The organism is Paraburkholderia sp. BL6665CI2N2 (genome assembly GCF_004366535.1).
In the GTDB taxonomy this organism is placed as follows: domain Bacteria; phylum Pseudomonadota; class Gammaproteobacteria; order Burkholderiales; family Burkholderiaceae; genus Paraburkholderia.
In genome coordinates this window covers 3985876-4003937 of the sequence record NZ_SORC01000001.1, presented here as the reverse complement: position 1 = coordinate 4003937, position 18062 = coordinate 3985876, and the positions used below count along the sequence as shown (strand labels likewise).

16 protein-coding genes are annotated in these 18062 nt (G+C 65.0%); 11 read left to right on the top strand and 5 right to left on the bottom strand.

Features of this window, described 5'->3' with window-relative positions; genetic code table 11:
- Nucleotides 1-25 precede the first annotated feature (25 nt).
- The 5 genes from iscA (at nucleotide 26) to iscX (ending at nucleotide 3726) form a co-directional block, all read left to right on the top strand.
- The gene (gene iscA, locus B0G81_RS17850; RefSeq protein ID WP_028199494.1) at nucleotides 26-349 is read left to right on the top strand and encodes an iron-sulfur cluster assembly protein IscA; all 324 of its coding nucleotides are present in this window, start codon (nucleotides 26-28) and stop codon (nucleotides 347-349) included.
- Nucleotides 350-517: 168 nt separating this feature from the next.
- A complete protein-coding gene (gene hscB / locus B0G81_RS17845) occupies nucleotides 518-1045 on the top strand; it encodes a Fe-S protein assembly co-chaperone HscB (RefSeq protein ID WP_134137832.1) in 528 nt (175 codons plus the stop codon).
- A gap of 103 nt (nucleotides 1046-1148) precedes the next feature.
- The gene (gene hscA / locus B0G81_RS17840) at nucleotides 1149-3020 is read left to right on the top strand and encodes a Fe-S protein assembly chaperone HscA (RefSeq protein ID WP_134137831.1); all 1872 of its coding nucleotides are present in this window, start codon (nucleotides 1149-1151) and stop codon (nucleotides 3018-3020) included.
- A 151-nt stretch (nucleotides 3021-3171) separates the two neighbouring features.
- Complete coding sequence (fdx, locus tag B0G81_RS17835; RefSeq protein ID WP_116117710.1) at nucleotides 3172-3513, top strand: ISC system 2Fe-2S type ferredoxin; 342 nt, start codon at nucleotides 3172-3174, stop codon at nucleotides 3511-3513.
- 15 nt (nucleotides 3514-3528) lie between these two features.
- On the top strand, nucleotides 3529-3726 hold the full coding sequence (gene iscX, locus B0G81_RS17830) for a Fe-S cluster assembly protein IscX (protein ID WP_007181290.1): 198 nt from the start codon (nucleotides 3529-3531) through the stop codon (nucleotides 3724-3726).
- Between the two features lie 123 nt (nucleotides 3727-3849).
- Here iscX and B0G81_RS17825 read toward each other — a convergent pair whose 3' ends face one another.
- From B0G81_RS17825 to B0G81_RS17805, 5 genes are all read right to left on the bottom strand, one after another.
- The gene (locus B0G81_RS17825; protein WP_134137830.1) at nucleotides 3850-4572 is read right to left on the bottom strand and encodes a glycine zipper 2TM domain-containing protein; all 723 of its coding nucleotides are present in this window, start codon (nucleotides 4570-4572) and stop codon (nucleotides 3850-3852) included.
- A 313-nt stretch (nucleotides 4573-4885) separates the two neighbouring features.
- On the bottom strand, nucleotides 4886-6412 hold the full coding sequence (gene lysS, locus B0G81_RS17820; RefSeq protein WP_134137829.1) for a lysine--tRNA ligase: 1527 nt from the start codon (nucleotides 6410-6412) through the stop codon (nucleotides 4886-4888).
- A gap of 162 nt (nucleotides 6413-6574) precedes the next feature.
- Nucleotides 6575-7679 (bottom strand): peptide chain release factor 2 gene (prfB, locus tag B0G81_RS17815; protein WP_106279449.1). Its coding sequence is split into 2 segments (ribosomal slippage): nucleotides 6575-7597 and nucleotides 7599-7679, totalling 1104 coding nucleotides; the frame shifts between segments, so codons are not numbered across the junction.
- Between the two features lie 260 nt (nucleotides 7680-7939).
- Nucleotides 7940-9646 carry a single-stranded-DNA-specific exonuclease RecJ gene (gene recJ / locus B0G81_RS17810; protein WP_134137828.1) on the bottom strand — a complete coding sequence of 569 codons (1707 nt, stop codon included), beginning with the start codon at nucleotides 9644-9646 and terminating at the stop codon, nucleotides 7940-7942.
- 52 nt (nucleotides 9647-9698) lie between these two features.
- Nucleotides 9699-10817 carry a regulator gene (locus B0G81_RS17805; RefSeq protein ID WP_134137827.1) on the bottom strand — a complete coding sequence of 373 codons (1119 nt, stop codon included), beginning with the start codon at nucleotides 10815-10817 and terminating at the stop codon, nucleotides 9699-9701.
- Between B0G81_RS17805 and B0G81_RS17800 the strand changes: the two genes are divergently transcribed.
- From B0G81_RS17800 to B0G81_RS17775, 6 genes are all read left to right on the top strand, one after another.
- A complete protein-coding gene (locus tag B0G81_RS17800) occupies nucleotides 10785-11207 on the top strand; it encodes a hypothetical protein (protein WP_134137826.1) in 423 nt (140 codons plus the stop codon). The genes B0G81_RS17805 and B0G81_RS17800 overlap by 33 nt on opposite strands.
- A 377-nt stretch (nucleotides 11208-11584) precedes the next feature.
- Entirely contained in the window at nucleotides 11585-12838 is a 1254-nt protein-coding gene (locus B0G81_RS17795) for a lipoprotein-releasing ABC transporter permease subunit (protein WP_134137825.1), read from the top strand.
- On the top strand, nucleotides 12831-13574 hold the full coding sequence (gene lolD, locus B0G81_RS17790) for a lipoprotein-releasing ABC transporter ATP-binding protein LolD (protein ID WP_106279458.1): 744 nt from the start codon (nucleotides 12831-12833) through the stop codon (nucleotides 13572-13574). The genes B0G81_RS17795 and lolD overlap by 8 nt, the downstream gene beginning before the upstream one ends.
- Nucleotides 13575-13621: 47 nt before the next feature.
- The gene (locus B0G81_RS17785; RefSeq protein WP_134137824.1) at nucleotides 13622-14410 is read left to right on the top strand and encodes a TatD family hydrolase; all 789 of its coding nucleotides are present in this window, start codon (nucleotides 13622-13624) and stop codon (nucleotides 14408-14410) included.
- A gap of 111 nt (nucleotides 14411-14521) precedes the next feature.
- Nucleotides 14522-17134, top strand: coding sequence for a DNA internalization-related competence protein ComEC/Rec2 (locus B0G81_RS17780; protein ID WP_134137823.1), 2613 nt, complete (start codon nucleotides 14522-14524; stop codon nucleotides 17132-17134).
- A gap of 117 nt (nucleotides 17135-17251) precedes the next feature.
- Nucleotides 17252-18055, top strand: a complete 804-nt coding sequence (locus tag B0G81_RS17775; protein ID WP_134137822.1) for an alpha/beta hydrolase — start codon at nucleotides 17252-17254, stop codon at nucleotides 18053-18055.
- The last annotated feature ends 7 nt before the right edge of the window (nucleotides 18056-18062 follow it).

Genomic DNA, 18062 nt, shown 5'->3' with positions numbered 1-18062 from the left:
CACGCACTGCGCAATGAGAAACGCTATGGCAATTACGTTGACCGAAAAGGCAGCACAGCACGTCCAGAAGTATCTGACCCGGCGCGGTAAAGGCGTCGGCTTGCGCGTCGGCGTGCGTACAACAGGTTGCTCCGGCTTGGCTTACAAGCTCGAGTACGTGGATGAACTCGCGCCCGAAGACGAAGTGTTCGATTGCAACGGCGTGAAGATCATTGTCGACCCGAAGAGCCTCGCTTATATCGACGGCACCGAACTCGACTTCGCACGCGAAGGGTTGAACGAAGGCTTCAAGTTCAACAACCCGAACGTGAAGGACGAATGCGGTTGCGGCGAATCATTCCGCGTGTAAATCGGGACATTCCGCGTGCAGCGGATCAAAGGCGGCGCGTGCCGCCTTTTTAATTTGATCCGCGAATTCGCCTGTGCCGGTGCTGCATGTACCGCCGCTCATTCGTCGCAAGACCGCGCTTTTAGACTGCACTCCGGTGCGCTTTCCTGAACGGACTTCTTTTATCCGATGGCCTCGCTGAACGACAGCCACTTCGACCTGTTCGATCTGCCGGCGCAGTTCGCGCTCGACGCATCCGCGCTCGATCACGCCTACCGCACGGTCCAGGCTCAAGTGCATCCGGACCGCTTCGCGGCGGCCGGCGACGCGCAGAAGCGCATTGCGATGCAATGGGCGACGCGGACCAACGAGGCGTATCAGACGCTGCGCGATCCGCTGAAGCGCGCCACCTATCTGTTGCATCTGCGTGGCATCGACGTGGGCGCGGAGAATAATACGGCGATGGAGCCGGCGTTTCTCATGCAGCAGATGGAATGGCGCGAAGGCATCGAAGACGCGGCCGCGGCAAAGAACATCGACGCGCTAGACGCCTTGCTCACCGAACTGCGCGACGAAGAACGCATGCGTTTCGACAAGCTCGGCGCGCTGCTCGATAGCGGCGCGAATCAGGCGGCCGGCGAGGCAGTGCGGCAGTTGATGTTCATCGAGCGGGTGGCGTCGGAAATCGGCACGCAGATCGAGCGGCTCGAGAACTAGCGGGCGCGCCACGAACGCGGCGATGGCCGCCAGAAGAGCCGTAGCAATTCATCCAGCAACGCGAAAATTCAGGACGGGGCCGAGCGGCCCCGAGAAGATCCAGATGGCCCTACTGCAAATCTCCGAACCCGGCATGGCGCCGGCGCCCCACCAGCGGCGTCTGGCGGTCGGTATCGATCTCGGCACCACCAATTCTCTCGTCGCCGCCGTGCGCAGCGGCGTGCCCGACGTGCTGCCCGACGCCGACGGCCATGCGCTGCTGCCGTCGGTGGTGCGCTACCTCGAAAAAGGCGGCCGACGTATCGGCCGCACGGCCAAGGCTGAGGCGGCGAGCGATCCGCGCAACACGATCGTCTCGGTCAAGCGTTTCATGGGGCGCGGCAAGGCGGAAGTGGAGGGCGCCGAAAACGCGCCGTACGATTTCATCGACGCACCCGGCATGGTGCAGATCCGCACCGTCGACGGCGTGAAGAGCCCGGTCGAAGTGTCGGCCGAAATTCTCGCGACGCTGCGTCAGCGCGCCGAAGACACGCTCGGCGACGAACTGGTCGGCGCGGTCATCACGGTGCCGGCTTACTTCGACGAAGCCCAGCGGCAGGCGACCAAAGACGCAGCGCGTCTGGCCGGCCTGAATGTGCTGCGTCTCCTGAACGAACCGACCGCAGCCGCGATTGCCTACGGCCTCGATAACGGTTCCGAGGGTCTGTATGCCGTGTACGACCTCGGCGGCGGCACCTTCGACCTGTCGATTCTGAAGCTCACCAAAGGCGTTTTCGAAGTACTCGCGGCCGGCGGTGATTCCGCGCTCGGCGGCGACGATTTCGATCACGCGCTGTATCGCCATGTGCTGGAGCAAGCGGGCATCGCGCCGCAAACGCTCGCACCGGAAGATGTACGCCTGCTGTTGGACAGCGTCCGCGAGGCCAAGGAGGCCTTGTCCGACGCGCCGAGTGCGAAGCTACAGACCACGCTTTCGAACGGCGCTCAGCTCGATCTGACGATCGACGAAGCCACTTTGGAAGCCATCACACAGGCGCTGGTGCAGCGCACGCTGGGCCCGACGAAAAAAGCTTTGCGCGACGCCAAAGTCACGACCAAGGAAATCAAGGGCGTGGTGCTGGTCGGCGGCGCGACGCGCATGCCCGTGATTCGCCGCGCGGTCGAGGCGTTTTTCGGCCAGCCGCCGCTGATCAATCTCGACCCCGATCAGGTGGTCGCGCTGGGCGCCGCGATTCAGGCCGATCTGCTCGCGGGCAACCGCGGTGCGGACGGCGACGAGTGGCTGCTGCTCGACGTGATTCCGCTTTCGCTCGGCGTCGAGACGATGGGCGGTTTGACCGAAAAGATCATCCCGCGCAATTCGACGATTCCGGTCGCGCGAGCGCAGGATTTCACCACCTTCAAGGACGGCCAGACGGCCATGGCGATCCACGTCGTGCAAGGCGAGCGCGAGCTCGTCAGCGATTGCCGCTCGCTCGCGCGCTTCGAGCTGCGCGGCATTCCGCCGATGGCTGCCGGCGCGGCACGCATTCGCGTGACCTATCAGGTGGACGCGGACGGCCTGCTGTCCGTGTTCGCACGCGAGCAGGGCTCGGGCGTGGAAGCGTCGGTGGTGGTCAAGCCATCTTACGGTCTCGCCGATGACGACATCGCCCGCATGCTCGAAGACAGTTTCTCGACCGCTGAAGTCGACATGCGCGCGCGTGCGCTGCGCGAAGCGCAGGTCGAAGCGCGCCGTCTCCTGGAAGCCACCGACGCCGCCCTGGCCGCCGACGCCGAACTGCTCGACGACAGCGAGCGCGCCGAACTCGACAAGCTCCTCGATGCGTTGCGCAACGTCGCGCAAAGCGACGACGTCGACACGATCGAAGCCGCCACCAAAACGCTCGCCGAAGGCACCGACGAATTCGCCGCCCGCCGGATGAACAAGGGCATTCGCCGCGCGCTCGCCGGCCGCAAGCTCGACGAGATCTGAGCCTGCGCTAGCGGCAGGCGGCCATGACTTGCAAGAGGCCGCCGCAAAAAACCGAATCGCGCCGCGTGGACTTAAAAAGTCCGCGCGGCGCCAGTAAAATGGTACGGAGCCTGTTTGCGGCCGCCGTGCCGCAGACCCAAACGGAAAATGTATGCCTCAAATCGTTGTGCTGCCTCACGTCGAACTGTGCCCGGAAGGCGCGGTGATCGATGCCGTGCCCGGCAAGAGCATCTGCGACAGCCTGCTCGAACACGGCATTGAAATCGAGCACGCGTGCGAGAAGTCGTGCGCCTGCACGACCTGTCACGTGATCGTGCGTGAGGGTTTCGCCGCCTTGACGCCGTCGGAGGAAGACGAGGACGATCTGTTGGACAAGGCGTGGGGGCTCGAACCGGCCTCGCGCTTGTCGTGCCAGGCCTTGGTGCCGGCTGAGCAGGATCTGGTTGTCGAAATCCCTCGCTACTCGATCAATCACGCGAAGGAAAATCACTAACAGGAGGATGCAGCCATGAAGTGGACCGATACGCAAGACATCGCGATGGCCCTGACTGACAAGCACCAGGACATCGATCCGCAACAGGTGCGCTTCACCGACTTGCACCGTTGGGTCACCGAGCTGGAAGGATTCGACGACGATCCTAACCGGTCGAACGAAAAGATCCTCGAGGCGATTCAGGCTGCATGGATTGAAGACGCGGATTACTGAGCGTCATTGAATTTTCCGGCACCGGTCAGCGATTTGATTGCGCTTTCGGTTGCGGCAAAGAAAAAGGCGATTCCATTTGGAATCGCCTTTTTTGCGTCTGGCGGAAAGTCTACCTGCGTGCGGTTAGCTCGCCACGAGCGTTCCGTTCTGAACCCTTACGCGCTGACCTTGCTGGAACGGCGGCGCTTCATGGTACGTGAAGTAACGCGTCTTGCCGTTTTCCATCCGCACGCGCACCGAATACGACGTGGTGCTGCGGATATGTTTTTCGACCGAGTTGCCGGCAAGGCCGCCGCCGAGCGCACCGAGAACCGTCATCGCGGTGCGGCCGTTGCCGCTGCCGAACTGATTGCCGACCACGCCGCCAGCCACTGCGCCGCCGACCGCGCCGATGCCGGTGCCATGACCTTCCTGACGCACCGCCGAGATGGCCTCGACCGTGCCGCAAGTCGAGCAGTATGCGGGTTGCGGCGGCGGCTGCTGTGCATAGTTAGGTGCTGCCTGCGCCTGTTGCTGCTGGGCGTAGTGCGGGTGCTGTGCGGGGGCCGGCGCCCGGGTGGGCGCGGGTTGCGGCTGTTGCGCGGCCTGCTGCGTCGCCGGATTCGCGGGCGCCGCCGAATCCACTACGCCCGGTGGCGTGGTCTGGGTGGCGACCTGCGCCGTTTGCGTCTGATCGCTTTGCGCGCCGGTGCCGGACGCCTTCGAAAACACGCCAGTGACAGCCGCCGTGGCGGCGAGGCTGGCGATGATCACCGCGCCGGCAGCGGTCGCGACGAGCGGGTGAATCCGGCGTTGTGGCGCGGGTTGCGCGGATTGAGTGGTCGGTTGCGTGTTCGGATTGTCCATTTTTGGCCTCCGTCTTCAACAGAGTCGACTTTTAGTAAGACAAAGTGTCGGATAAATCGATTCCGCGAGGGTTTCAATTTGTAACGATTTCCAGGCAATCATCGCGCCGGCGCCGCATCAAAGCCGTGTGACGCGGCGGGGCGCCGCTTCCGGCCAGCGAGAGCGCGATGAACGTCGGCAGTCGTATCATCGCACGGCCTGCAGTTTTTACCGCTGGTTACAAACCGTTGGGCGGCCGCGGGACACAGCAGGCAGCAAGAAAAACGCCCGGCATGGAGCCGGGCGTGTGCATATGCCTTGAACAACGCAAGTCTCAGTCTTCGCGGCGCAGATGCGGAAACAGAATGACGTCGCGGATGCTCGGGCTGTCCGTCAGCATCATGACCAGACGGTCGATGCCGATGCCGCAACCGCCGGCCGGCGGCATGCCGTATTCGAGCGCGCGGATGTAGTCCGCGTCGTAGAACATGGCTTCTTCGTCGCCGGCCTCTTTCTGGTCGACCTGCTTCTTGAAGCGCGCGGCCTGGTCTTCCGGATCGTTCAGCTCCGAGAAGCCGTTGGCGATCTCGCGGCCCGTGATGAACAGCTCGAAACGCTCGGTGATGCCCGGCTGCGCGTCCGACGCGCGCGCGAGCGGCGACACTTCGACCGGGTAGTCGATGATGTATGTCGGCTCCCACAATTGCGACTCGGCGGTTTCCTCGAACAGCGCCAGTTGCAGCGAACCGACGCCCGCGTTCAGGAACTGCGGCTGCGACGCATCCACGCCGAACTTCTTCAGCTCGGTGCGAAGGAACGCGCTGTCCGCCAGCTGCTCGTTCGTGTATTGCGGCGCGTACTTCTGGATCGCCTGCGTGATCGTGAGTCGATGGAACGGCTTGGCCAGATCGAGCTCGCGGCCCTGATACGTGATCGTGGCGGTGCCGAGCGAGTCGATGGCCGCCTGACGGATCAGCTGCTCGACGAAATCCATCAACCACTTGTAATCCGTGTACGCCGCGTAGAACTCGATCATCGTGAATTCCGGATTGTGGCGCACGGACACGCCCTCATTGCGGAAGTTACGGTTGATCTCGAACACGCGCTCGAAGCCGCCGACCACCAGACGCTTCAGATACAGCTCCGGCGCGATACGCAGGAACATCTGCATGTCGAGCGCGTTGTGGTGCGTGGTGAACGGCTTGGCCGCCGCGCCGCCCGGAATCGGGTGCAGCATCGGCGTTTCGACTTCCATGAAATCGGCCTTCGCCATGAAATTGCGGATCGACGAAATCGCCTTGGTGCGCGCGACGAAAGTCTTGCGCGTTTCCGGCGTGACGATCAGATCGACATAGCGCTGCCGATACTTCATTTCCTGGTCGGCGAGACCGTGGAACTTGTCCGGCAGCGGACGCAGCGACTTCGACAGCAGACGCAGTTCCGTGCAGCGCACCGAGAGTTCGCCCTTGTTGGTGCGGAACAGCACGCCGCGCGCCGCGACGATATCGCCCATGTCCCACTTCTTGAAGGCGTCGTACGTTTCCTGGCCGACGTCGGCGGGCGTGATGAAGAACTGGATCTGACCGGAACCGTCGCGCACGGTCGCAAAGCTTGCCTTGCCCATCACGCGCTTGAGCATCATGCGGCCGGCGATCGCGACTTCGAGCGGATTCGCTTCTAGCGCTTCCTTGTCGGAGTGTTCGAACTGCGATTGCAGATCTTCGGCGTGATGCGAGGGACGGAAATCGTTCGGATAGGCGACGCCTTGCTCACGCAGTTCGCGCAGCTTTTCGCGGCGCTCGGTCATGATCTTGTTGTCGTCCACCTCGGGCACGACATTGGGCTGGGTCGGTTCGGTCATGGTGATCTGATATTCGGTGGCCCGCAGGGGCGTGGCGCATGCGGGTGGCCAGTCAGTAAAAAACCTCAGGCGGTGTAAGGAAACAGCGAGAACAGCGAAGCAGCGATGAACCAGAGGCGAAGCCGCGGCGCGGCCTTGCACGCCGCGCCGGTTACGTTACGCTTAGACGCCCTGTTTCAGGCTGGCGCTGATGAACGGATCGAGGTCGCCGTCGAGCACGCTCTTGGTATTGCTGATTTCGACGTTGGTGCGCAAATCCTTGATACGGCTGTTGTCCAGCACGTACGAGCGGATCTGATGACCCCAGCCCACATCGGTCTTGCCGGCTTCGAGCTTGTCCTGCTCTTCCTGACGCTTGCGGATTTCCGCTTCGTACAGGCGCGATTTCAGCATGGCCATGGCTTCGGCGCGGTTGCGGTGCTGCGAACGGTCGTTCTGGCACTGCACGACGATGCCCGACGGTATGTGCGTGATACGCACCGCGGAGTCGGTCTTGTTGATGTGCTGACCGCCCGCGCCGGACGCGCGGTACGTGTCGATACGCAGATCGGCCGGGTTGATGTCGACTTCGATCGAGTCGTCGATTTCCGGGTACACGAACACCGACGAGAACGACGTATGACGGCCGCCCGACGAGTCGAACGGCGACTTGCGCACGAGGCGGTGCACGCCGGTTTCGGTGCGCAGGAAGCCGTACGCGTATTCGCCTTCGATCTTGATGGTGGCGTTCTTGATGCCGGCAACGTCGCCGTCGGTCTGTTCCAGCACTTCGGTCTTGAAGCCCTTGCGCTCGCAGTAGCGCAGATACTGGCGCAGCAGCATGGACGCCCAGTCACACGCCTCGGTGCCGCCGGCGCCGGCCTGGATGTCCAGGAAGGCATTGTTCGGATCCGCCGGGTTCGCGAACATGCGGCGGAATTCCATGTCGGCGACACGCTGCTCGATGCCTTGCGCGTCGGCTTCGCAGGCGAGGAGGGTTTCCTCGTCGTCTTCCTCGCGGGCCATGTCGAACAGATCCTGCGCGTCGCGCAGGTCGTTATCGAGCGACGTGAGTTTGCCGACGGTGTCGTCGAGCAGCTTCTTTTCCCGGCCGAGAGCCTGGGCGTGCTTCGAGTCGTTCCAGACGTCCGGGTCTTCGAGTTCCCGGTTGACTTCGATTAGACGCAGTGCTTTGTCGTCGTAGTCAAAGATACCCCCGTAGCGAGTCCGCGCGATTGCGCAGGTCCGCCAGTGAGGCTTCGATCGCGTTGAGACGTTCCGCTTCCATGTCGATCTTTTATAGCTTCGTAAAAAGGGGAAATTATAGCCGATCGGCACGCCGCGCCGGAGGCCGTTGAGCGATCCGGCGCGTGTTGGTGGTTGATTTTGCGGAGATTTTCGAGGTTTTCGGTGCGGCGGCGCCGACACGGTCCGCAGGTCGCTTGGCGCGCCGGGGTCGACTCATCGGCTGCATTCGTCGCGTGAAGTCTGCGCGCCAGTTCGCGATTGCAACGCGCCCGGTTCAACCGGGCTTTTCAATTGGCCACCTTAGCTCGCCGCGTGCTCGACGATCAGTTGCACGCGCGAGACGCCGTTCCACGTGTCGCTCGCGAGGCGATAGGCGACCGTGGTGCGCGCGGGCAGCGTGTCGGTGTGATTGAACCAGATCGCGTTGAAACGCTGGCGGCCGCGCACGAGTTGCAGCTTCAGGTGCTTGTCCTTCACGAGCGCCTGCGAGGCGATGTCGAACTCGCCCGAAAACACCGGCGCCGGAAAGCCCTGGCCCCACACGGCGGCGTCCAGCATTTCGACGAATTGCGGCGTGAAGTACGCGTCTTCCAGTTCGCCATCGGTTTCCACGGTGCGTGAGAGCGCGTCTTCGGAGAGCCATTCCCGGCCGACCGCTTCGAACGCCGCGGTGAAGCGCGGCACGTCGGCGGCGGCGAGCGTGAGGCCCGCAGCCATTGCGTGGCCGCCGAATTTGACGATCAGGCCCGGTTCGCGCTTCGAAATCAGGTCAAGCGCGTCGCGCAGATGGAAGCCGGAAATCGAGCGGCCCGAACCTTTGACGGTCTGGCCGCTGTCGTCGGCGAGCGCGAAGGTGAATGAGGGCCGGTGGAATTTTTCCTTCAACCGTCCGGCGACAATGCCGATCACGCCCTGATGCCAGCTCGGATTGAACAGCGTGATGGTGGTCGCGCCATCGGGATTGATCGCCGAGAGGTCTTCGAGCGCCTGCTGCTGCATGCCGGCTTCGATCTCGCGGCGTTCGCGGTTCATCGTGTCCAGTTGCTGCGCGAGATCCCATGCGCGGCCGATGTCGTCGGTAGTCAGGCATTCGATCCCGAGCGACATGTCCGACAGCCGTCCCGCCGCGTTCAGGCGCGGCCCGAGCGCGAAGCCGAGGTCGAAGCCCGACGCGTTGCGGGCGTCGCGCGCGGCGGCGCGAAACAATGCCGCGATGCCCGGCTGCATCTTGCCTTTGCGGATGCGCTGCAAACCTTGCGCGACCAGCACGCGATTATTGCCGTCGAGCTTGACCACGTCCGCGACCGTGCCGAGCGCGACCAGATCGAGCAGGCCGTCGAGGCGCGGTTCGGGAAACGCGTCATTGAAGGCGCTGCGGCGGCGCAATTCCGCGCGCAATGCCAGCAGCACGTAAAACATCACGCCGACGCCGGCGATGCACTTGCTCGGGAACGTACAGCCCGGCTGGTTCGGATTGACGATCGCGCGCGCGGCCGGCAGTTCGTCGCCGGGCAGATGGTGATCGGTAACCAGCACGTCGATGCCGAGCGCGTTGGCCGCCTCCACCCCGTCGACGCTGGCGATGCCGTTGTCCACCGTGATCAGCAGATCCGGTTTGCCCGACGCATTGCGGGCCGCCAGCGCGACGATCTCGGGCGTCAGACCGTAGCCGTACTCGAAGCGGTTCGGCACCAGATACTCGATCCGGCCGCCGAACATGCGCAGGCCGCGCACGGCGACCGCGCAGGCGGTGGCGCCGTCGCAGTCGTAGTCGGCGACCACCAGCATGCGGCGGTTCTGCTGGATCGCGTCGGCGAGCAAGGCGGCGGCGTCTTCGCAACCCTTGAGCGCGACCGGCGGCACGAGCCGCGCGAGGCCGGTTTCGATTTCGTCAGGCATGCACACGCCGCGCGACGCGTACAGGCGCGCGAGCACCGGATGCAGGCCGTGGCGCGTGAGGATTTCGGCGTCGACGGGAGAACAGGCGCGCGTAACGATTCGAGTCATTCGGAGAGGCCGTGGGTCATTCGTTGAATCATTCGTTGAGTCATGCAATCAGTTATTCGATGAAGAGCGAGGCGAGCACACGCCGCCGCCAGAATTTACGCAGGTCGCCGCGCGTGACCGAGAGCGTGACCGAGCCGGTGTCGCCGCACAAGGTCAGGCCGAGTTCGGCGAGATCGCCGGATTGCAGCGCGGCGAGCGCCGGTTCGAACCAGTCGGTCTGCATGGCGGCGAACGCGTCGTTCCAACGCGCCCAGTCCTGCTCGATGTACGGCGCGGAGAACGGATCGAGTTCGACCAGCGTGATGCTCGCGCCCGCGTGCGTGGCGCCGTTCGCACTGCCCGCAAGCGACGCCAGCGCGCCGAACGAGGCCGGTGGCGTGCCGGCCGCGACTCCGGCGGTCAGCGCAAGACCGCGCGTAGCGGCTGCATCGGAGAACACGCGTGCGAACGGACTGCGTACCGGCTGGACCGCGCCCTGCGCGTGAAACCAGATCGAATTGACGGCCGGCAGGCCGCGCGCCTCGCGCGCTTCGTTGACCGGATGCTCGAACCATGCCATCTGCACTTCATTCTGCAGCTTCATCCACGCGCGCGAACGTTCGCCGGAATGCGCCTCGTGTGGCAGCCAGATTTCGATGTTGCGCCCGCTCGCGCGCAACGGCGACGCGCCGGCGAGCGTGCCGAAGCCGTCGCCCGACAGATACCAGCGCGCGGGCCGCGGCGCTTCGATACGCACGCCGAGTTCCTCGATCAACGGCCGCGCGACGGCGAGCAGCGCGCCGGCTTCTTCGTCGGACAGGTCGAGCGAGGCCGGGTCGATCAGCACCAGATGATCGTGCGCGATGCGCACGTGTACCGGCTGCACGCAGGCCCATGTCGCGGTGCCGGGTTCGCCGCCGTCGGCGCGCAGCATGTAGGGCGCGAGCGGCGCTTCGTCGGCGGCCGCCGCGCCGCTCGGCAGCGCGCCGAACTGGCGCGCCACCCAGCGCTCGTGCGGCAGCGTGCGCTGAAAGTCTTCACCGACCACGCGTTCCACCAGCGTCGCGCGCGCGATCAGCCGGTCGAGGGCCGGGCTGCGAATGTCGTGAAGGGCGGTGGAGGCGTCCGCTGCGGCGGGCAGCGCGAAGGGCAGGAGAAGATGGAGACGGTTGGCGAGCATGATGCTGCGCATTGTAGGGCAAAGAGTGCGAGTATTCCGACCATCAGCATCCGCTCGACGAAGCTTGGCGGCAGCGAACCTCCGGGTTCGCCGCCGGCCGGCCGCCGGAGCAGCAGCCGCGCGCGGCGGCACCGCGCACATGACGAGGAGACCGGCATGTCGCGTGAACTCAAAACCGAGCAGGAATTGCTAGCACTGGTCGTCAAGGCGCTCGACGCAAACCCGGCCACCGCCGGCTGGATCCCGACCGGCTTTCACGAAACGGTGGACGACGAGACAGGCTGCAACTGGGACATCAGTCATCTGCACCGCGACCGCAAGGACGCCGACGTGCGTGACGCCGCCAACAGTGCCGCCGCGGGCATCATCAACGAGCTGCGCGGGCGTTACAACCTGCGTTAGATGCAAGCGCCGTTGCGCCTCGGGCCCGGCACGGCTAAGTCGGTCCGTTTCACGACGGCAGCCGCCGGGTCTGCGTGAGCGCCCGCGCGGTGGCGTTTCTGTCCAGAGCCCGGTCCACACTGCCTTTGCGCGAGCGGGCCGCATTGTATGGCAAACTTCGCGCGTGATTAGTGGTGGCAGCGATGTTGGCAACGGCAGAACCATGCCTCCCGGGCGCCGGCGCACCGCGGTGGCGCGCGCATTGCTAGGCAACGGCACGCCGTACCGGAACCATCCGCGTCGCAACGACACCAATGATCACGACGCTCGGGCCGCACGAGAGGCGCATCACGCCTTCGTGCGCGGCACAAAGCCGAAAAACGCAGAAAAGGATTCGCTTGAAATTTCCCTACGAATGGCAGATTGGCTGGCGCTACACCCGCGCCGGCAAACGCACGACCGGTAACGGCTTCATCTCCTTCATCGCGCTCGTGTCGATGTCGGGCATCGCGCTCGGCGTCGCGGCGCTGATCGTCGTGTTATCCGTGATGAACGGTTTTCAGAAAGAAGTGCGCGACCGCATGTTGTCGGTGCTTGCGCACGTCGAGATCTTTTCGCCGACCGGCTCGATGCCCAACTGGGAGCTGACTGCGAAGGAAGCCCGCCAGAACAAGGAAGTGATCGGCGCGGCGCCATATGTCGAAGCGCAGGCGTTACTCACGCGCCAGGACGTGGTGAGCGGGGTGGCGCTGCGCGGCGTGGAGCCGTCGCTGGAGCCGCAGGTATCCGACATCGGTAAGGAGATGAAAGGCGGCAGTCTGAACGCGCTGGTGCCGGGAGATTTCGGCATCGTGCTGGGCGCCGACCTCGCCACCAATCTCGGTGTGACGGTCAACGACAAGATCACGCTGGTCGCGCCGGAAGGCACCATCACACCCGCCGGCATGCTGCCCCGGCTGAAACAGTTCACGGTGGTGGGCATCTTCGAGTCGGGGCACTACGAATACGACAGCACGCTCGCGCTGATCAACATCAAGGACGCGCAGGCGCTGTTCCGGCTGCCCGCGCCGACCGGTGTGCGGCTGCGCCTGACCGACATGCAGCGCGCGCCGGAAGTCGCGCATCAGCTTGCGCGCACGCTGTCCGGCGATTTATACATTCGCGACTGGACGCAGCAGAACAAGACGTGGTTCTCCGCGGTGCAGATCGAAAAACGCATGATGTTCATCATCCTCACGCTGATCATCGCGGTGGCGGCGTTCAATCTGGTGTCCTCGCTGGTGATGACGGTGACCAACAAGCAGGCCGACATCGCGATTCTGCGCACGCTCGGCGCGCAGCCCGGCTCGATCATGAAGATTTTCGTGGTGCAGGGCGTGACGATCGGCTTTATCGGCACGGCGACCGGCGTCGTGCTCGGCTGTCTGATCGCGTGGAGCATTCCGTGGCTCGTGCCCATGATCGAGCATCTGCTCGGCGTGCAGTTTCTGCCGCCGTCGGTGTATTTCATCAGCGAACTGCCGTCCGAACTGGTTCCGGCCGACGTCGCGCGAATCGGCGTGATCGCCTTCGTGATGTCCGCGCTGGCCACGTTGTACCCGAGCTGGCGTGGTGCCAAAGTCCGTCCCGCGGAGGCACTGCGCTATGAATGACCGTTCCGCTAACTTATCCATGGCTTCTTCCGACACCGTGCCGCATCCCTACGTGCTGGAAGCAACCGGCATTTCCAAGTCGTTCGTGCAGGGCGGTCTGAACGTGACGGTGCTGAACAACACCGAGCTGAGCGTGCGGCGCGGCGAGAAGCTGGCGATCGTCGGCGCGTCGGGGTCGGGCAAGAGCACGCTGCTGCACGTGCTCGGCGGCCTCGACGATCCGAGCGCCGGCCATGTGTCGGTGATGGGCAAGCCCTTCACCAAGCTCTCCGAGCGCGAACGCAACGACTTGCGCAATCGCGCGCTGGGTTTCGTGTATCAGTTCCACCACCTGCTGCCGGAATTCACCGCGCTCGATAACGTCGCAATGCCGCTGCGGATTCGCCGCATGACGACCGAAGCGTCGCGCCGCGAGGCGCTCGCGGTACTGGAGCGCGTCGGCATGGGACATCGCGCGAAGCATCGACCGGGCGAGCTGTCGGGCGGCGAGCGTCAGCGCGTTGCGATTGCGCGCGCGCTGGTGACGAAGCCCGCCTGCGTGCTGGCCGATGAACCGACTGGCAATCTCGACGGCGGCACCGCCGACACTGTCTTCAACCTGATGCTCGAACTGTCGCAAACGCTCGACACAAGCTTCGTGATCGTCACGCATGATCCCGAACTCGCGGGACGTTGCGACCGCATCATGCGGCTGCGCGACGGTGTGCTGCACGAAGAGCCGCCGGTGCCGGTTTAAATGGCCGTCCATTCGGCGTGGATGCCGCGCCGCTAGCGAGGTCTGTGATGTGGATCGATACGCACTGTCATCTCGACGCATCGGAATTCGACGCCGACCGCGCGGAAGTCGCGGCGGCGGCGCACCGCGCGGGTGTCGCGCGCATCGTGATTCCGGCGATCGGCCGGCAGAATTTCGCGGCGGTGCGTGAACTGGCGCAGCGGGTCGACGGCGGCGCGTATGCGCTCGGTATCCATCCATTGTTCACGCCGGGCGCGCAAGACAGCGATCTCGATCTGCTGCGCATGGAAATCGAGGCGAGTCTCGATGATCCGCTGTTTGTCGGCATCGGCGAGATCGGACTCGATTATTTTGTCGACGGTCTCGACGACGCGCGTCAGCAATTCTTCTACAACGGCCAGCTGCAGCTCGCCCGTGAATTCGATCTGCCGGTGATCTGCCACGTGCGCAAATCGCAGGATCAGGTGATCAAGGGACTGCGGCGGCATCAGATTCATCGCGGCATCGCGCATGCGTTCAACGGCAGTTTTCAGCAGGCTCAGGCGTATATCGATCAGGGCATGCATCTCGGCTTCGGCGGCAATCTGACTTTCGAACGCGCCCGGCAAATTCGCCGTCTCGCCCAACAGTTGCCGTTCGACGCGCTGGTCGTCGAAACCGACGCGCCGGACATCGCGCCGTCGTGGATCTACAAGCAGCGCAACACGCCGGAGCAGATTCCCGCAATCGGCGCGGGCCTCGCGCAACTACGCGGTATGGCCACCGACGAAGCCGCCCTAGGCACAACGGCTAACGCGCTCGCCGCGCTGCCTCGGCTGTCACTTTCCTCTGCATAATTAAGCCCGATGGTCTGAGTGGTTCGCGCCGGGCGATACCCACGCCTCGCGGGCTCGCTCACGCCTGCGCGCCGGGTGTTCCATCGTCCGGCGATTGCTGGCGGAGGGCGGATGCGGGCATGGTGGTGTGGATTTGCGTTGGGCGTGATCGCGCTGCAACGGCAGGCGGCGTTGCCGGATTGGACGGTGTTGTGCGGGTTGGTGTTGCTGGCTTGCGCCGCGGTCGTGGTGGCGGTGTGGGGTTTGGGCGAGGATAGCAGGCGCCCGTGTGCGGCGACCCTCGCTTCGCCCTCACACCGCATCCGCTTCAGCCGGCGCGTGCGTTCCTTCGCAGGCTGGAGCGCCGTGTGGTGCGCGGCAACGTGCGTGGGCTTCGGCTACGCAGCCATACGCGCGGACCTGCGCCTCGCGGTGAGCTTGCCGAACGAATGGGAAGGGCGCGATATCGAGGTCGTCGGCAGTATCAAAGGCTTGCCGTCACGCGACGAAAACGGCGCGCGTTTTCTATTCGACGTCGAGTCGGCCGAAGCGCCAATCGACGCTTTTCCGCGCGTGATCCAGCTTTCGTGGATCGCTGAAGATGCGCCGCCGCCTTTGCTCGAACCCGGTTCGCGCTGGCGGCTGACCGTGCGGCTCAAACGCCCGCACGGCAATGCCAATTTTGGCGTGCGCGATGCTGAGGCGACTCTGCTTGCGCGCAACGTGCGCGCCACCGGTTATGTGAGCGCACCGGCTCATGCGGTGCGATTGCCAGGCAGGGCGCACGGCGTCGGCGTCACGGTGGACGGCTGGCGCGCCGCGCTACGCGAGCGGATCGACACGGTGCTCGCCGACGCGCCGCATCGGGGGATCGTCGTGGCGCTTGCCATCGGCGCGCAGGACGAAGTCAGCGCAGCGGACTGGCTGCTGATGCGCGGCACGGGCACGAGTCATCTGGTGGCGATTTCGGGGCTGCATATCGGCTTCGTCGCGGGCCTTGCGGGCTGGCTGGCGGGCGCGATGTGGCGACGCTCCGGATGGATCGGTCGCAACTGGCCGTTGCGGCTGCCGGCACAAGTCGTCGCGGCGACGGGCGGCGCGCTGTTCGCCGCGCTGCATGCCGCGTTGGCCGGCTTTAATGTGCCGGCGCAGCGCGCGCTGTGGATGGCGGGGGTCGTCGCGCTCGCCTTTATCAGCGGGCGCAACGTAGCACGCTCGGCGGTGCTCGCGTGGGCCTTGGGGCTCGTGCTGATGATCGATCCGTGGGCGGTCGTGTCGGCGGGATTCTGGTTGTCGTTCTGCGCGGTGGCGGCGATTCTGTTCGCCATCTCGGGACGGCCGCATGTGCAGGATCACGAGCAGCATCGCGATGAACCAGCCGAGGGTGGCGCCGCGGCGAGCCGCTTGTCGAGACTGGGTTCTGTCTTGCGCCGCCGTTTGCGCGGTGGGGGCGCGCGGCTGCGCAGTGCCGCGCAGGTGCAGTTCGCCGTGACGGTCGCGCTCGCGCCGTTGACCGTCTACTGGTTCGCGCAGATTCCGTTGATCGGGCCGCTTGCGAATGCCTTTGCGATTCCGTGGGTGAGCCTGCTGGTCACCCCGGCGGTGCTGGCGGGCGTCGCATTGCCGGCGCCGCTCGACGCGTACGCCTGGCATGCCGCACACGCTTTGCTGGAACTGCTGACCATGGGCTTGCGAGCGCTTTCCGGCCCCGCCTGGACACTCTGGCGTCTGCCGCAACCGGATGCATGGACGCTGGCCGCGGCGGCAGTGGGCGTGCTCTGGTGTCTGGCGCCGCGCGGCTGGCCGCTACGCTGGGCGGCGCCGCTGACGTGGCTGCCGCTGCTGATACCCCCGCCGTCCGGACCGCCGCACGGCAGTTTTCGTTTGACCGCGCTGGACGTCGGCCAGGGCACCTCGGTGCTGGTCGAAACGGCGCATCACACTTTGCTGTTCGATACCGGACCGGGTCCGGAATCGACTCACGCAGGCGAGCGGGTGGTCGTCCCGTTTTTACAGGCGCATGGCGTGACGGCGCTCGATACGTTGGTAGTGAGCCACGCCGACTCCGATCATTCGGGCGGCGCGCCCGCTGTGCTGGACGCGATCGCGGTGCATCAAATGGTGGCGGCATTGGCGCCGTCGAATGCGCTGTGGTCGAACGCGAAGCAACGCGGCGCCAACACGCTGCCGTGCGCGGCGGGTCAGCGCTGGCAATGGGACGGCGTGGAGTTCGCGATGCTCTGGCCGGACGCCGGTCCGCTGCAAGGCAAGCCGAATGCACATTGCTGTGTGCTGCGGGTCAGCACGTTGCCGGTTGCGGCGAGCCCGCCGCCCGGACGTATCCACACAGTGCCACCGCGCATGACGGCCTTGTTGACGGCGGACATCGAGGCGCCCGTCGAACGCGTTCTGCTCGCGCGCGATCGCGAGGCGCTGCGCGCGCAGGTGCTGGTTGTGCCGCATCACGGCAGCAAGACTTCGTCGACCGAGCCGTTCCTCGACTCTATCGACCCGCTCATCGCGCTATTTCAGGTAGGCTATCGCAACCGTTTTCATCATCCGAATGCGGGTGTGTTCGAGCGCTACAAGGCGCGGCGGATTGAACTCGGGCGCAGCGATACGGACGGTGCGGTGCGGATCGAGGTGAGCCCGGCCGGCGAGACGAATCAGGCCGCCGGCAGCAGCGCCACTGTCACGCTCGAGCGCTATCGCGACACGCAGCGCCGCTACTGGATGGATCGCTGACCGGTTATTGGGTGAGGCGCCGGCCGCACAGATAGAAGAAACGCGCGCCGGGCGTGTTGACTGCACGCAGGTGCGTGCCACGCCCCGCACGCAAGAACAGAACGGAGACAGCCGCAGTTGAAAAACATCATCCACTTCTCGCACGCGAACGGCTTTCCGGCATCGACCTACCGCACGATCTTCGCCGAGCTTGCCGACGACTGCGAACTGCGCTTCATCGAACGGATCGGCCACGACGCGCGCTTTCCGGTGACGCAGGACTGGCCGCATCTGGTCGAACAGTTGCTCGACGACATCCGCAAAACGTATGAGCAGCCGGTGTGGCTGGTGGGGCATTCGCTCGGCGGCTATCTTTCGTTGATGGCCGCGCTCAAGAAGCCGCAATGGGTGCGAGGGGTCGTGATGCTCGATTCGCCGGTGATCGCCGGCTGGCGCAGCAGCATGCTGCGCGTGTCGCAATGGACTGGCCTCGACGAGCGGCTCTCGCCCGCGGCCGCGACCCGCACGCGACGTACCCAGTGGGCGAGCCGCGACGAAGCGTGGCGCCATTTTCATTCGAAGCCCGCGTTCGCGCGCTGGGACGAGCGCATGCTGTCCGATTACATCGACTTCGGCATTCCGCAGACTTCGCCGGACGGCTCGCGCTCGCTGGCCTTCGACCGTCGTACCGAATATCAGATCTACAAGACCTTGCCGCATACGCTCGGCTCGCGGCTCGCCCGGGGCGCGCCGGTGCCGGTGGGCTTCATCGCCGGCACGCGTTCGAAGGAAATCCGCCAGGCCGGTCTCGACGCCACCCGCCGCGCGACCGGCGGCCATGTGGAATGGATCGAGGGCAGTCATCTTTACCCGATGGAAAAACCCGTCGAAACCGCGCGCGCGGTGCAAAGCATGTTGCATGAACTGGAGCAGCGCGGCTGACGCGAAC